This window comes from Pedobacter sp. GR22-6 (genome assembly GCF_037402555.1).
In the GTDB taxonomy this organism is placed as follows: domain Bacteria; phylum Bacteroidota; class Bacteroidia; order Sphingobacteriales; family Sphingobacteriaceae; genus Pedobacter.
This window is the reverse complement of sequence record NZ_JBBEUC010000003.1, coordinates 453,715-468,986: the sequence shown is the minus strand read 5'-3', so window position 1 is coordinate 468,986 and position 15,272 is coordinate 453,715. Positions and strand designations below refer to the sequence as shown.

The following is a 15,272-nucleotide window of genomic DNA, read 5'->3' as shown; positions in this document are numbered from 1 at the left end:
TTTTTGCAGAAAATTTAGAATAAAAAATGGCTACAAACAGAACTTTTACCATGATCAAGCCTGATGCAGTTGCAAACGGGCATATTGGTGCAATTATTAATGACATCACCTCTGCGGGTTTCAAAATCATCGCATTAAAATATACGCAGCTGACTGCTGAAACTGCAGGCAAATTCTATGAAGTACATGCAGCCCGCCCTTTTTATAAAGACCTGGTAGCATTCATGTCATCGGGACCAATTGTAGCTGCAATCCTGGAGAAAGAAAATGCAATTGAAGATTTCAGAACTTTAATCGGCGCTACTAATCCTGCAGAAGCAGCTGAAGGTACGATCCGCAACAAATATGCAAAATCTATCGATGCCAATGCAGTTCATGGTTCTGATTCAGATGAAAACGCTGCCATCGAAGGAGATTTCTTCTTTAGCGCTGACGAACGTTTCTAATCCTGTCATCACAAAACGATATAAAGCAAGCACCCTCAACGGTGCTTGTTTTTTTTTATTTAGTTTGTACCTTTCCGCATAAATTGATTTTACACAAATGAAGAAGACAATCATTACACTCCTGCTACCTCTTTGCTCACTTGCAGTGCTGGCGCAGACCAAAAAGCCAGTTGCAAAAAAAACGACGACAGCAACAAAAAAGACGACCTCAGTTGCGAAACCCAATCCGGTAACTTTTAAATCCTCCCTGGATTCTGCCAGCTATTCTTTCGGAATAGGTATGGCCAGCAGTATGAAAAATGAAGGACTGACTGCATTAAACTATGATCTGCTGATCAAAGGCCTTAAAGATGCATTCGCGGGTACTACCCCATTGATCTCTGAGGAAAATTCCAGACAGGCGATTTCAAACCTGTTCAAAACAATGAGCCAAAAGAAATTTGCACCCAACATTGCCGAGGGAAAAGCCTTTTTAGAAAAGAATAAAACTCAACCGGGTGTACAGGTAACCCCAAGTGGTTTACAATACCAGGTGGTGACAAGAGGAACTGGCGTTAAACCCGCAGCGACCGACACTGTACTTGTTCATTACAAAGGTAGTTTGCTAAACGGTAAGGAATTTGACAGTTCTTATTCTCGCAATGAACCACTCGCATTGCCATTGAACGGCGTGATCATGGGCTGGACAGAAGGTGTACAATTGATGCAGACGGGCTCTAAGTATAAATTCTTTATCCCTTATAACCTTGCGTACGGAGAACGTGGTGCCGGAGCGGATATCCCACCTTATAGCACATTGATCTTTGAAATTGAGTTACTGAAAGTAACGCCTCCGGCTAAAGCCGCGCAGCAGGCACAGTAATCAGGGTATGGGGACAAATCCCAAAACCATTGGCAACTTTCTTTGTTAGGTAAAGAAAAATATAAGCCATGACATACAAAAGATATTTCCCCCTAGCCATTATTGCATTCCTGACCACAACACTAACAAGTTGTGAATTGGTTGAAGGCATTTTTAAAGCCGGAGTCTGGACCGGTATTATAGTCGTCGTACTTGTTATTGCGCTGATCATTTGGTTAGTCAGCAAAGTATTTTAGGACTGAACTATAGAAATACAATATCTACAATTACTTCAGCACCGGCTCGTTCATTGATTTTTTGAATGATGCCGGTCCTGACCATCATCAGATCATTCTTCACAACTGATGATTCAATCCTTACGAATAATTTCCGCTGAGATACATAGATTTGAGTTGTACGGTTGGCGACAGCCTTGCCCATCAGATCCGGCCAGTAAGCAACCACAGAAGTCTCATCGAATTTACTTTTCAGCCGGTAGGTATTGAGCAGTTTTCCGATCCCCTCTTTCAGGGTAATGTCATTGGGTTTACGCATGGTTTATGGCTCCGTTATTAACTTCAAAAAGAGTAAGGGGTACTTTGATTTTCTCAAACAAGGCGAGTACCCTCTCCCTGCCGGTATCTGTAATAAAAATCTGTCCGAAATCCTGCTGAGAAACCATCTCCATCAACTTATGCATTCGGTTATCGTCCAGTTTATCAAAAATATCATCGAGCAACAGCAAAGGCTTAAAGCCTTTATATTTCTGAAGATAAGCATATTGTGCGAGCTTTAGGGCAATTAAAAAAGATTTCTGCTGTCCCTGCGAACCAAACTTCTTCAAAGGCATATCGCTGATCTGAAATATCAGGTCGTCTTTATGGATTCCGGTAGTAGTACGTTCCAGTAATTTATCCTTTTCTATAGACTTCAACAACAATTGCTCAAAACCAGTATCTGCGAGTTGGCTCTGGTATTCTAGATTGACCTGTTCCTTATCTTCGGTTAAAAATTGGTAATACTTATCAAACAAGGGAATAAAGTCCAGCATGAACTGCTGCCGTTTGGCAAAGATCTTCAGCCCGGAAGCCACCAATTGGTCGTTATAGATCTCCAAAAGCGAAGGATCATAGCTTCTGGTCACTGCGATCTGCTTCAATAAGGCGTTCCTGTTTAGCAAGTGCTTGTTGTAGAGGATCAGTCCATCCAGGTAATGCGCATCTGTTTGAGAGATCACATTATCCATGAAGCGTCTCCGCTCTTCACTACCATCTGTGATGATATTGGTATCATATGGTGAAATCATCACTAGTGGAAACAGGCCGATATGGTCGGCAAGTTTATCGTACTCTTTCTTATTGCGTTTAAACTGCTTCTTTTGATTGCGCTTAACCCCGCAGGTGATTTTCTCGTTCCTTTCGTCGCGATTGAAATCCCCCTGAATCAGAAACAGATCCTCAGACGTTTTAATCTGCTGGCTATCAATCGGGTTGAAGTATCCCTTGCAAAGACATAAATAGTGGATGGCGTCCAGTAAATTGGTTTTACCGGCTCCGTTATTGCCAACAAACGCATTTACCGTCTTAGAAAAACTAACACTGGCATCTGCGTAATTCTTAAAATTGAGAAGTGTAATGTTTTTTAACCACATATGATTCCCTCAAAGTTACCGTTTAAAACGATCAATTTCCAAGCTATAAAAGCATCATGCCTTAATTAATTGAACCAGCTCATGCTTCTAATTAACGCTCAGATCATTAAACTTTATTCAAATACTCAAAAAAGGGGTTGATACTTTGATGTAAAAACGTATTTTTGCAATCCTTAATTTTTTTAAATAAAATGTCCACAACAGAAAAAGAAATAAATCCAACAGTAAAAAAGGGGCCTTTTTTACAAGAGAACTCAAAGAGCTTATTGTTCATTGCTGGAGCAATTGTAGCATTAGTTGCTATTTACTTTTGGTATCAGAATGTATATCTAAAAAACAGAGCTGAAGAAGCCTCTGCCAAGATGTACAAATCAGAGAGTTTCCTGGGCGTAGATTCTTTGGCCAACAAAGCGATCAATGGTGAAGGTGGTTTTCCTGGATTTGAGCAGATTGCAGATGAGTATGCCAACACAAAATCGGCTAACCTTGCTAATCTTTACCTTGGTGGCATTTACCTGCGTAAAGGCGAATACAAAAAAGCAGTTGAATCTTTAGGGAAATATTCAGACACAGGAAGTCCTGTTGCCGATCCTTTAGCGCTTGGTTTATTAGGCGACGCTTACAGTGAATTAAAAGATTACAAACAAGCTGCTACTTATTACAAGAAAGCTGCTGATAAAGCCAGCAATAAGTTCACTTCTCCAATGTTCCTGAAAAAATTAGGACTGGTATATGAGCAATTGAAAGACTTTAAAAACGCAGAAGAGGCGTATACTAAAGTTAAAACACAATATCCGGAAAGCCAGGAAGCTGCCATGATCGATTCTTACATCGCACGTGCAAAGGCGCAGGTAAACTAAATACGGGCCGGTAATCCTATAGTAAAAAGACCAGCTTTGCAGCTGGTCTTTTTTTATATCCAATCTTTGGCTAAGTTTGCAGCATGGCAACACAATTAAAAAACCTCTCCGACTTTTCCCACACTACTGTTCCTAATGGCAGCGCCTATAAATTCGCAATCGCGGTGGCTGAATGGAATGCAGAAATCACTGGAAGTTTATACAATGGCGCATTGCAGACCCTGCTCAGCAATGGTGTATCGGAAGAGAACATACTTTCTGTTGCCGTCCCTGGCAGTTTCGAACTGACTAGCGCGGCCGATATCCTACTGAGCAAACACACCGACCTCGATGCAGTAATCTGTCTGGGTTGTGTAATTCAGGGCGACACTAAACATTTTGACTTCATTTGCGACGCAGTAGCACAGGGCGTGACCAATGTTAGCATTAAACACAGTAAACCCGTTATATTTGGCGTGTTGACGACCAATGATCAGCAACAGGCTATTGACAGGGCCGGAGGCAAACATGGGAATAAAGGCGATGAGGCTGCCATTACGGCGATAAAAATGGCAGATTTAAAAGCAAGCATTTAAAGAATAAAAAATGCTTGTTTATTTCAAAAAATTGTAAATTAGTAGAATGAAGAAGATTGCAATATTACTGATTGGCGTATTTTTTGCCATAGCTATATTAGAAGCTTGTTCCAGTCGTCTTTGCCCTGCTTACAGTTCATACCCTGAAGGCAAGCGAAGAAGAGGATAAGGCATAGCTAAGCCCTTTTAAAGAAAAGACATCAGATGCAGTGGAAGAATATTACCGACAGCTCGCAGATCAGCGAAATAAAAAATAATACAGGATACAGTTTAATTTTTAAACACAGCACGCGTTGTTCCGTTAGTGCTATGGCTAAGCGCCGTTTTGAAATGGACTGGGAGGCAATCCCCCCAGCCACCTCACTTTACTTTTTAGATTTAATCAGTTATCGTGAACTTTCAGCACTGATTGCGGAAACTTTCCAGGTACACCATGAATCACCGCAGATTCTGTTGATTAAAGACGGTGAATGTGTATTAGATGCTTCACATAGCGATATCTCTGCGGAAGAAGTTGCAGAGGTTATCGGTTCTTAATAATTGAAAGAAACGGTTTTTTTGATGTCTGGGTGTAAACTGTAGGCTACAGGACAAGTATTGGCGGATCTCTCAATGATCTTCTTATCTTTATCCGAATAGTCATTTGCAGGAAATTGGAAATTCACTACAATTTCAGATACCCTTCTTGGGTTTTCGGCCATGATCTTGGTGATTTCACAAGTTGTGCCGTCAATATTAAATCCATGTTCCTCAGCAGCAATGCCTACGATGGTCAGCATACAATTACCCAGTGAAGTAGCTAATAAATCGGTTGGTGAGAAGGCTTCTCCTTTACCTTTATTATCTACCGGCGCATCAGTAATAATCTCATTTCCTGATCTTTCATGAATCGATGTAGTACGTAAACTACCGTTATACGTTATTTTTGAAGTTGCCATAGTCTATTTTGAGCCCTAAAATTAACACTATTTCTTTATAATGCCGCAAACATATTAGACATACAGTACTTGCTCTTCTTCTACAAAATAGCTGCTCCGCTTTCCCTTACCGGTATCCTTCCGCCTTACTTTTTTACCTGATTTCTTTGCCTCTTTTTGCTCATACACTTCGAAATGCTTAGACAATTCGTTTTTCCGCTTCCAGTTCAAAAAATCATAACTGTAGCTCCTGCATTCCCTGACAATAGCTTTTAGCTTTGCAAGCGGGATTTGACCTACCAAACTCTCTGGATGTACTTTACAACGATACAAAACTTCGTTCTTTATAATGTTACCAACGCCACTAAAAATCTGCTGATCGAGCAGCGCATCACAAATCTGCTTTGTTTCTATTTTTTTCAGCTTCTTCATCGCCTTCGCAGCATTCCATTGATCGGACATCACATCCGCAGACCAGTCATAAACCTCATCCAAAGGCTCGTCTATCCGTTTTACGGTACAAACATAAAAATATACAGCATCGTCGTTAAAATGAAGTGCGATTTTAGGATTCACCTTTTTAGGTTCCTGAAATTGGTAGCTACCGAAAAGCCCCAGATGTATGCGGATGCTAAAGTCATTGAAGCAGATCAAAAAATGCTTGCCCCAGGTTTTGATATCCATGATTTTCTTGTGGAAAATCGCGTCCATATCAAGATCAGCATAGCCAGTAGCCTCCAGTACGATCTTGTGTTTCAGATGCTCCATCTTTTCAGCTAAAATAACAATGGAAGGTCCTTCTGGCATATTTCTTTTCTACCATTAACAAAGCCCGTACAACAAAGTTTTATACAGAAAAAAGCGGTCGTTACCGACCGCTTCTCCATCTACCCTATTGCCGCAAAGTCAAATCAGACTTTGTCAGTTCCCTGCTTTAATTTTTTCTTACCTTTCTTATGTGCAGATTTCATCTTTTCATTTTTCCAGGTTTCATAATTCTTACGCTGTGTATCAGTGAGCAGGGCATTGATCTTTGCATCTCTTTTTTGTAATTCAGTTTTAACATGTGCTCCATCTTTCTTTTCTCCCTTTTGATGGCTGGCCCTTTGCGCTTTGATCCCCTCTAAGTTAATTGCATAAATTTTTGATTGCTGATCCGCCGTGAGTGCCAACTTACTATTTAGTTCTGCCGTCAGGTGTTTGGCCTTTTCCTCCGGTGTTTTCTTAACTTTTTTTGCAACATCTTGCTGTGCAAATGCCATTGTACCCATACTAATGAATAAAATAGCGCTTAAAAGTAATTTCTTCATTTTGCTCTTGTTATTTTACTTATAGAATGGCAATAAGGAAAATGGTTTAAGTGCCAAAATGTTAAGAGATGTTAAATTCTATTCTCAGCGCTAATTCTTTAATTTATATATTTATTTCAGATGAAATGAATCATCCTAACCTATATACCTACCGATGTTCAAAATAAGTAGCACATTACTCGTATTATTTACTTTCCTCTGTCTTTTTTCAGGAGCGCAATCCAAACTCAATGTCGCACTGGCCGGCCTAAGTCATGACCATGTAAACCTCATTATGGACAGCTATGTAAAGGGTGAAGTCAACATTATTGGCATTGCCGAAAATGATCAGGTCTTAATTGCCCGCTTCAAAAAAAGGGCATCATTACCGGACGAGATCTTTTTCCCCACACTAAACGAGTTATTGGCCAATCGTAAACCCGACGTCGTGCTCGCTTTCAATGCGATATCAGAACACTTGTCAGTGGTAGAAGCAGCAGCTCCCCGTGGCATCCCTGTAATGGTGGAAAAACCCCTTGCTGTTTCCGTAAAGCATGCCGAAAGGATTGTCCAGTTGGCCAGGCAATATGGCATCAAAGTACTGACCAATTATGAAACCACCTGGTACCCCAGTAACCAGGAAGCCTACATCAAGGTGAAACAGGAAAATGCGATCGGCGGGCTTAGAAAAATGGTAGCCCATGATGGCCACAGTGGCCCCAAAGAAATAGGGGTCAGCAAAGAATTCCTACACTGGCTCACTGATCCTGTAAAAAATGGAGGAGGAGCTGTGATCGACTTTGGCTGCTATGGAGCTAATCTATTCACATGGTTGATGGACGGTAAAGCACCGGTATCTGTAACCGCAACAATTAAACAAATTAAAAAAACGACCTACCCGGATGTAGACGATGACGCAACCATCCTGCTCGAATATCCAGAGACTACGGGAATCATTGAAGCATCCTGGAACTGGCCATTCAACATCAAAGACCTCGAACTATTTGGTCAGACAGGTTACATTCAGGCAGTCAATGCCAACACCCTTCGCATCAAAAATAAGTCTGATCAAAATTACAGGATTAGTACCGCCCCGTTGCTGCCGAAATCTCAAAGCAGCTATTTGAGTTATCTCAGTGCATTGCTCCACAATGAAATTTCCCCTGTAAATGACCTTTCCTCACTGGAAAATAACCTGATAGTTGTCCGAATTCTGGAAGCCGCAAAGCGGTCGGCAAAGACTGGAAAGAAAGTTTACTTGTAGCCCTAAAGGTTTTTATGATCTTCGGATGATCCTAAACTCTGCTCTATTGGTTAACATTTGAAACCTATTGCTTAACTTTGTACTATGATCGCACTTCCGGTTGTTTCAGAAAACCCAGTTCAACGTAAACCAGATTGGCTTAGAGTAAAGCTTCCTGTTGGTAAAGAGTATGCACAAGTGCGCAGCCTGGTAGATACCCACAAGCTGCACACCATTTGTGAAAGTGGCAATTGCCCGAATATGGGTGAATGTTGGGGAGCCGGTACGGCAACCTTCATGATCCTCGGCAACATCTGTACCCGATCCTGCTCTTTCTGCGCAGTGGCTACAGGAAGACCTCTTGCAGTAGATACCGACGAACCCAACCGTGTAGCCAATTCCGTAAAACTGATGCAGGTTAAACACTGTGTAATTACCTCTGTAGACCGTGATGATCTTAAAGATGGTGGCTCCATTATTTGGGCAGAGACCTTACAGGCTATACGCAGGGAAAGCCCGGAAACTACACTTGAGACCCTTATCCCTGATTTTAAAGGTCAGTGGGATAATCTGTACCGTGTATTGGAAGAAAGACCAGAAGTGGTTTCCCACAACATGGAAACGGTGAAACGCCTAACTAAACAAGTACGGATTCAAGCTAAATATGACCGCAGTCTTGAAGCGTTAAAACGCATTTCTGAATTTGGTCTGCGTACCAAAACGGGCATCATGCTCGGCCTCGGAGAAACCGAAGAAGACGTACTTGAAGCAATGGACGACCTTGTGGCTAACGGAGTACATATCCTGACATTAGGGCAATACCTGCAACCTACGCGTAATCATCATCCGGTCATCGACTGGATCCACCCCGACCAGTTCGCTAAATACAAAGAGGCTGGTATGGCGAAAGGTTTAAAATACGTGGAAAGCGGACCATTGGTTCGTTCTTCGTACCATGCAGAAAAACATCTTTTTGATTTCTAACAAACAGGATATTAGTCCATCCTGTTCATTTCATTCTTACTTGCTGCAATCAGCACAAAAAAACAAATATCGCTTTGTTCTTGTTGTTGTTTCTGTATATTAGCAATTCATTGGCACCGACAAAAAAAATATCACTCTCCGAAGAAGAGCTCATCCGTAAACTGAAATCACAGGATACCATGGCTATTCAGGCACTGTACGACATGTACTCAGGTGCCTTATTGGGTGTAATCTCCAGAGTGATCCAGCAAACCGAAGTAGCAGAAGATCTTTTACAGGAAACTTTCATCAAAATATGGAATTCAGCAGATAGCTATGATAGCAGTAAAGGTCGTCTGTTTACCTGGATGATGAACATCGCCAGAAACCTTTCTATTGATAAGTTACGCTCTAAAGATTTTAAAAATTCTACCAAAAACCAAGACATAGAAAATAACGTAGATTTCATTGACACGCAGCGAGAGGTGACTTTTAATGCCGATGTTCTGGGATTAAAAGAAATGGTTACAGCACTCAAACCCGATCTTAATAAGGTCCTCGACATGGTGTATTTTAAAGGATATACACACGTAGAAGCTGCAGAGGAATTAAATTTACCATTGGGAACCGTCAAAACGCGTATCCGCATGGCGATCATGGAGTTAAGAAAACATTTTAATTAAAGTGGAAGAAGAAAGCGCATATATTGAATCCGGCATACTTGAGCTCTACGTTCTCGGTCAGTTAAATGACCAGGAGGAAGTTGAAGTTCAGGCAATGGCAGCACAATATCCTGCAGTAAAACAGGAAATTGAAGCTATTGAAATTGCCATGGAAAAGTATGCTGTGGCACGGGCAGTGCAACCGACAGCAGGTCTGGATCAAAAGATCCTGGCCGACATTACTAAGTTCAAACCTATCCAGGAACCAATTACACCAGATGCCGAACAGGCCAGGGTAATTCCGCTCCAGCCCAATTACGAATCTAAAATAAGGACCCTTCGGCTAGCACTGGTTGCTTGTATTGCCCTATTAATTGTATCTGTGATTGCATTGTTCTCTGCGCACAATGAACTCGGCGATGCACGAAATGAAATCGCTAGTCTCAGTATGGAGAAAGAGCAGTTTACAAGTACTGTCAACTACATCAAACAGGACAATGCTGATCTGCAGAAGATAGTCGACATGACGAATGATCCTAACTGGAAAACTGTGAAACTCGCCGGAACCGCTATGGATCCCACTGCGAAAATGGTGGTTTACTGGCATGTAACAGGAAATCATGTGATGATGGACAATTCTAAATTACATTTGCCGGTAAACGATAAAAACCATCAGTATCAACTCTGGGCTTTGGTCAATGGCAAACCAGTTGATCTCGGTGTTTTCGATATCGAAACAGCACACAGTGGGATCCTGAAAAATATGAAGGATATTGCTTCAGCACAAACCTTTGCAGTGACATTAGAGCAACGCGGCGGAAGCCCAAGCCCTACTATGGAGCAAATGATTGTAGCAGGAAACGTGATCTAGGCACTCGCTCCGCTACTGCGGAAGCAGTTACATTGAACCTTTCTTCAGCCAACTCATCTCCTGCAGAACCATGTAAGTAACAGGCCACAATTGCTGCATTTTCAGGCTCATATCCCTGGGCAATAAAAGATACAATCAGACCTGTAAGTACATCTCCCATTCCTCCTTGCGCCATTGCTGGTCCACCGGTAGTATTGATGTATATTTTGCCCTGTTGATCTGCTATAAAAGTGTATTGATTTTTCAGAACTATCACAATCTCACTTTCCATGGCCTGTTTTCGTAAGGTCTTTAGTCGCGACCACCAGTCTGCATGCACACCAAAAAGGCGGTCAAATTCTTTCATATGAGGCGTTAGGACACTATGCTTTGGCAGCTTATCCAGATCGCTTTTGTTTTCTGAGAAGAAATTTAAGGCGTCGGCATCAGCCAGTACTGGTAACTTACGCTCGATCAAGATCCGCATGAGCTGAATATCCGAGTCGGAATAGCCCATTCCCTGTTTCCATCCGGGGCCTATCGCAATAGAGGTATACCTTTCCAGTGCATCTTTTTGCAGCAATGCTGCCCGTTCTGTGTACATCACTTCCGGAACAGTAGTATTCAAAGCCTGTAAACCACTTTCCGGAATGGCCGCTGTCGTGAGTCCGGCACCACCGTAAAGGCATGCCTTGGCACACAGTAATGCTGCGCCCATCGTAGCAGGCGCGCCTGCAATAATCAAAGCATGACCATAAGTACCCTTATGGCTAAAGGCTGCGCGGACTTTCAACAACTGTTTCACATCAGCCTTGCCGATCAATAGATAATCTCCTCCAGAATTCATTCCCGGAGTCGCTACCACTTCTTGAGGGGCAGAGCCATCGGGTAGAAAATCATTAATTGACCTTTGCATTTGCTTATGTTTACAATCCCATTTCTTTCTTCAGGAACTTCCCGGTCAGACTGATCGGATTCTGAACCAAACCCTCAGGAGTACCTTCGAAAATGATCCTTCCACCACCAGCACCACCTTCTTCACCCAGATCAATGACCCAATCTGCCACCTTCACCACATCCAGATTGTGCTCTATGACGAGTACCGTATTGCCCTTCTCTACCAGTTCATTCAGTACCCCCAGCAATACGCTGATGTCTTCAAAATGCAAACCGGTAGTGGGTTCATCTAGAATGTAAAATGTACTTCCAGTATCTTTCTTCGACAATTCCGTTGCGAGTTTTACGCGCTGTGCTTCTCCTCCAGACAATGTAGTTGAGGACTGTCCCAAAGTAATATAACCTAAACCCACATCCTTTAGTGTCCTGATTTTGCGGTAGATCGCAGGCATATTCTCAAAGAAATCACAGGCATCTTCTATGCTCATGTCCAGCACATCGCTGATGGACTTACCACGGTAACGCACCTCTAGGGTCTCCCTGTTGTAGCGTTTACCCCCACATTCTTCACAAGGCACCTGTACATCCGGCAGGAAATTCATTTCAATAACTTTCATTCCCCCTCCCTGACACGTTTCGCAGCGGCCGCCCTTCACATTGAAAGAAAAACGTCCGGGCTTATAGCCCCGTATCTTTGCCTCTGGCAATTGTACATACAGGTTTCTAATGTCTGAAAATACCCCGGTATAAGTAGATGGATTAGACCGTGGGGTACGGCCGATCGGCGCCTGATCTATCTCTATGACTTTATCTATTTCTTTCAATCCATTGATTTTTTCATAAGGCAGCGGATGTTTCTTTGCCCTGAAGAAATGATGGTTCAATATTGGATATAAAGTTTCTGTGATCAAGCTCGATTTACCACTGCCCGATACGCCTGTTACAGCAATGAACTTGCCCAAAGGAAAATCTACAGAAACCTCTTTCAGGTTATGTCCGGTGGCTTTGATGATCGACAATTTATGTCCGTTCCCTTTTCTTCTCTTTTTAGGGACTTCTATTCCCTTACGTCCATTCAGGTAGGCTGCGGTCAGCGTATCCGATTTCAGGATATCAGCAGGCGTACCCTGTGCTACAATCTGTCCGCCGTGCACACCAGCGGCCGGCCCCACGTCTATCACATGGTCTGCTTCCAGGATCATGTCTTTATCATGCTCAACCACCAAAACGGTATTTCCGAGATCCCGGAGATTTTTTAACGCATTGATGAGGCGCTCATTGTCGCGCTGATGTAAGCCAATACTTGGCTCATCTAAGATGTACATCACGTTCATCAGCTGGGAACCGATCTGGGTAGCCAATCTGATCCGCTGCGCTTCACCACCAGATAAAGTACGGGCAGTACGGTCTAAGGTTAGATAGGTCAGGCCAACATCGGTCAGGAAACCCAGGCGCGCCCTGATCTCTTTAAGTATCTCTTTAGCAATCGTATTCTGTCTTTCGCTGAGCCTGCTCTCCACATCTACATACCATTGCTGCAGACTGTTGATGTCCATCTCTGCCAGTTCAAAGATGTTCTTCCCGTCGATTTTGAAATGCAGACTTTCTTTCTTCAATCTTGCACCATTACAAACCGGACAGGTTTTCAACTTACGGAAATTTTCCATATCGTCTACTGCACCTTCACCCTTACGCTCCTGCTGCTCTTCGAGCAATTTAATAATACCGTCGAAGGTGATCTGATAGTTCTGAACATTCCATTTATTATACTCTACAGCTACACTCAATAATTCGGGTGTACCGTTCAATAAGATGCTGATCTGCTCTTCCGTTAATTTCTCCAGTGGGGTCGATAAAGAAAAACTGTACTTCTTTGCCAGGGCTTTTAAAACCTGGAACATCCAGATTTCCCGGTATTCACCCAAGGGTGCCAGTCCGCCATTCATGATGCTCAGTTTTAGGTTGGGCATCACCGATTCCTTATCCACTACAAAAATATAACCCAAACCATCACAGTTCTCACAAGCTCCATAAGGAGAGTTGAAAGAGAAACTATTCGGCTGTGGCTCATCGTAGGAAATGCCCGTAGTCGGGCACATTAGGAAGCGGCTGAAATGAGAGACATTGTTTTCTTTATCGCTGATCTTAATGATTCCCTTTCCCAGTCTCATGGCGGTCTGTAAAGAATCCTGCAAACGCTTCACATCCTTGCGGTCCACCAGTAGCCTGTCCACCACGATCTCAATGTCATGGATCTTGTAACGGTCTACCTGCATCTTCGGGGTAATGTCCTGAATTTCTCCGTCGATACGTACTTTTACATAACCCTGCTTCCGGATTTGTTCAAAAAGTTCACGGTAATGTCCTTTACGGCCTTTTACTACGGGTGCGAGAATATTGACCGCAATGTCACTGTATTTATTGAAGATATTGCCCAGGATTTGGTCTTCACTCATGCGTTCCATTTTCTCTCCTGTATTGTAGGAGAAAGCATCAGCCGCACGTGCGTACAGCAAACGCATGAAATCATAAATTTCTGTGATGGTACCTACTGTAGAACGCGGGTTCTTACTGGTGGTTTTTTGCTCAATGGCAATGACCGGGCTCAGCCCTGAAACCTTGTCCACATCCGGACGTTCCATCCCCCCCATAAACTGACGGGAATAGGCACTAAAGGTCTCCATATACCGGCGTTGTCCCTCTGCATAAATTGTGTCAAATGCAAGAGAAGATTTACCACTACCGCTCAGTCCAGTGATCACCACCAGCTGATTTCTCGGAAAGGAAACATCTATATTTTTAAGGTTATGTACCCGGGCCCCATATACTTCTACATCTTTTTGCTCGCCGAGATCAACGGTATTTTTGCTCATATTTTATATAAAAACGATATTGCGATCTAAATTTTAAGATAACAATTTTTCAATCTGCAAAGATAAATCATTATCAGGAATAACCACCTTATTTTACTGAATTACAGAACAGATATTACACCGATATGTTTGGCTTACCAAACGATCGTAGTCCCATTTTCTGTGGGATGTCCTGTACACACCAGTACCCGGCCTGCTTCCACCTCATCATCTGTCAGCACTTCATTATAATCCATGTGCACATGACCTTTGGTACAACTGGCGGTACAGGTACTGCAGATACCAGAGCGGCAGCTATAAGGGATATTGATCCGCTGGTCCAGGGCCACCTGGAGGATGGTCCTGTCATAGGGTACCTGCAACAGATGCTGCTGTCCCCGATAATCCAGCAAAACCGAATAGGTATTGGTATCCCGAGGCACTTTCTCTGTCATGTCGTCATCATCCACTTCATCTTCCGGCAGCACGAAGGTTTCCCGCCTGATCTGAGTCAGGTCGAAACCCATTTCCAGCAATTTAATGCGACAGGTTACCATATAATCAATCGGTCCGCAGGTGTAGAACAATGCATCTTTCGGTTCAAAGGACACTTCTTCTTTCACGATCTTCTCGATCAGAAAAACATTTAGCCTGGCCATCAACAGATTTTTCGCTCCACTGGAAACAAAAATGATCTTAAACCGATCGGGATATTGAACCTGCAAATCGTTAAGCTCCTCATAAAACAAGGTCTCAGCCACCGACCTGCTGCTGTAAACCAATACCAGCTTTGAATATTTTTCTCTCAGCAAGGCAGTCTTTAATATAGAAAACAGTGGTGTGATTCCTACCCCTGCACCGAAAAGCACGACAGTCCTTGCCAGACTTGTAACCGGTTCATAGGTAAACTGCCCGTTAGGTGGCATTGCATACAAAATGTCTCCGACTGAAGTATTGTGGTGAAGCAAGCGGGAGATTTCTCCATTCTCCACACGCTTAATGGCAATGGAAAGCAGTTCATCTGCATCGGGTGAACTGCACAACGAATAAGACCTGCGGACTTCCCGACCACTGATATTAAATACGAGCGTGAGGAACTGCCCAGCCATATAATCGGGCTTATCGCCATTTAGGACCTCGAAAGTCAGCAACACCGTTTCCCCTGCGCTGTATTTCATGTTTGTAATCAGAAGTTCCATCAATGCCATAGGAGGCTTAAATTAGTA

At 42.9% G+C, this 15,272-nt stretch carries 17 protein-coding genes; 9 read left to right on the top strand and 8 right to left on the bottom strand.

All coding sequences use genetic code 11. From position 1 onward, the window contains the following. Positions 1-26 precede the first annotated feature (26 nt). Both WAE59_RS15910 and WAE59_RS15905 read left to right on the top strand, forming a co-directional pair. Positions 27-446, top strand: coding sequence for a nucleoside-diphosphate kinase (locus tag WAE59_RS15910; RefSeq protein WP_337856971.1), 420 nt, complete (start codon positions 27-29; stop codon positions 444-446). A 97-nt stretch (positions 447-543) separates the two neighbouring features. Further along, positions 544-1,308, top strand: a complete 765-nt coding sequence (locus WAE59_RS15905) for an FKBP-type peptidyl-prolyl cis-trans isomerase (RefSeq protein ID WP_337856970.1) — start codon at positions 544-546, stop codon at positions 1,306-1,308. Between the two features lie 243 nt (positions 1,309-1,551). Here WAE59_RS15905 and WAE59_RS15900 read toward each other — a convergent pair whose 3' ends face one another. Further along, positions 1,552-1,842 (bottom strand): DUF721 domain-containing protein, encoded by a 291-nt coding sequence (locus WAE59_RS15900; RefSeq protein WP_337856969.1) that lies wholly within the window; start codon positions 1,840-1,842, stop codon positions 1,552-1,554. Next, positions 1,835-2,938, bottom strand: coding sequence for a DNA replication/repair protein RecF (gene recF, locus WAE59_RS15895; protein ID WP_337856968.1), 1,104 nt, complete (start codon positions 2,936-2,938; stop codon positions 1,835-1,837). Before recF ends, WAE59_RS15900 begins: the two co-directional genes overlap by 8 nt. A 191-nt stretch (positions 2,939-3,129) precedes the next feature. Between recF and WAE59_RS15890 the strand changes: the two genes are divergently transcribed. From WAE59_RS15890 to ytxJ, 3 genes are all read left to right on the top strand, one after another. After that, the gene (locus WAE59_RS15890) at positions 3,130-3,798 is read left to right on the top strand and encodes a tetratricopeptide repeat protein (RefSeq protein ID WP_337856967.1); all 669 of its coding nucleotides are present in this window, start codon (positions 3,130-3,132) and stop codon (positions 3,796-3,798) included. An 83-nt stretch (positions 3,799-3,881) separates the two neighbouring features. Then, positions 3,882-4,373, top strand: coding sequence for a 6,7-dimethyl-8-ribityllumazine synthase (gene ribH, locus WAE59_RS15885; RefSeq protein WP_337856966.1), 492 nt, complete (start codon positions 3,882-3,884; stop codon positions 4,371-4,373). Positions 4,374-4,577: 204 nt separating this feature from the next. Next, complete coding sequence (ytxJ, locus tag WAE59_RS15880; RefSeq protein ID WP_337856965.1) at positions 4,578-4,910, top strand: bacillithiol system redox-active protein YtxJ; 333 nt, start codon at positions 4,578-4,580, stop codon at positions 4,908-4,910. On the opposite strand, the gene WAE59_RS15875 is transcribed toward ytxJ, so the two are convergent. The 3 genes from WAE59_RS15875 to WAE59_RS15865 form a co-directional block, all read right to left on the bottom strand. After that, on the bottom strand, positions 4,907-5,311 hold the full coding sequence (locus WAE59_RS15875) for an OsmC family protein (RefSeq protein ID WP_337856964.1): 405 nt from the start codon (positions 5,309-5,311) through the stop codon (positions 4,907-4,909). The two genes, ytxJ and WAE59_RS15875, sit on opposite strands and share 4 nt — an antisense overlap. Before the next feature lie 54 nt (positions 5,312-5,365). After that, positions 5,366-6,097 (bottom strand): endonuclease, encoded by a 732-nt coding sequence (locus tag WAE59_RS15870; RefSeq protein ID WP_337856963.1) that lies wholly within the window; start codon positions 6,095-6,097, stop codon positions 5,366-5,368. Positions 6,098-6,201: 104 nt separating this feature from the next. After that, on the bottom strand, positions 6,202-6,600 hold the full coding sequence (locus WAE59_RS15865; RefSeq protein ID WP_337856962.1) for a hypothetical protein: 399 nt from the start codon (positions 6,598-6,600) through the stop codon (positions 6,202-6,204). Between the two features lie 154 nt (positions 6,601-6,754). Here WAE59_RS15865 and WAE59_RS15860 point away from each other — a divergent pair, with 154 nt between their 5' ends. From WAE59_RS15860 to WAE59_RS15845, 4 genes are all read left to right on the top strand, one after another. Further along, positions 6,755-7,843 (top strand): Gfo/Idh/MocA family protein, encoded by a 1,089-nt coding sequence (locus WAE59_RS15860; RefSeq protein ID WP_337856961.1) that lies wholly within the window; start codon positions 6,755-6,757, stop codon positions 7,841-7,843. 84 nt (positions 7,844-7,927) lie between these two features. Next, positions 7,928-8,806 carry a lipoyl synthase gene (gene lipA / locus WAE59_RS15855; RefSeq protein WP_337856960.1) on the top strand — a complete coding sequence of 293 codons (879 nt, stop codon included), beginning with the start codon at positions 7,928-7,930 and terminating at the stop codon, positions 8,804-8,806. Positions 8,807-8,916: 110 nt separating this feature from the next. After that, complete coding sequence (locus tag WAE59_RS15850) at positions 8,917-9,468, top strand: RNA polymerase sigma factor (protein ID WP_337856959.1); 552 nt, start codon at positions 8,917-8,919, stop codon at positions 9,466-9,468. A gap of 1 nt (position 9,469) precedes the next feature. After that, positions 9,470-10,318 carry an anti-sigma factor gene (locus WAE59_RS15845; protein ID WP_337856958.1) on the top strand — a complete coding sequence of 283 codons (849 nt, stop codon included), beginning with the start codon at positions 9,470-9,472 and terminating at the stop codon, positions 10,316-10,318. On the opposite strand, the gene WAE59_RS15840 is transcribed toward WAE59_RS15845, so the two are convergent. The 3 genes from WAE59_RS15840 to WAE59_RS15830 all read right to left on the bottom strand — a co-directional run bounded on the left by WAE59_RS15840 (position 10,281) and on the right by WAE59_RS15830 (position 15,224). Then, positions 10,281-11,213 carry an NAD(P)H-hydrate dehydratase gene (locus WAE59_RS15840; RefSeq protein WP_337856957.1) on the bottom strand — a complete coding sequence of 311 codons (933 nt, stop codon included), beginning with the start codon at positions 11,211-11,213 and terminating at the stop codon, positions 10,281-10,283. The two genes, WAE59_RS15845 and WAE59_RS15840, sit on opposite strands and share 38 nt — an antisense overlap. A gap of 10 nt (positions 11,214-11,223) precedes the next feature. Continuing rightward, positions 11,224-14,067: an excinuclease ABC subunit UvrA gene (gene uvrA / locus WAE59_RS15835; RefSeq protein ID WP_337856956.1), complete on the bottom strand. Its 2,844-nt coding sequence runs from the start codon at positions 14,065-14,067 to the stop codon at positions 11,224-11,226. A 134-nt stretch (positions 14,068-14,201) separates the two neighbouring features. Next, positions 14,202-15,224 (bottom strand): 2Fe-2S iron-sulfur cluster-binding protein, encoded by a 1,023-nt coding sequence (locus WAE59_RS15830; protein WP_337856955.1) that lies wholly within the window; start codon positions 15,222-15,224, stop codon positions 14,202-14,204. Positions 15,225-15,272: the final 48 nt, after the last annotated feature.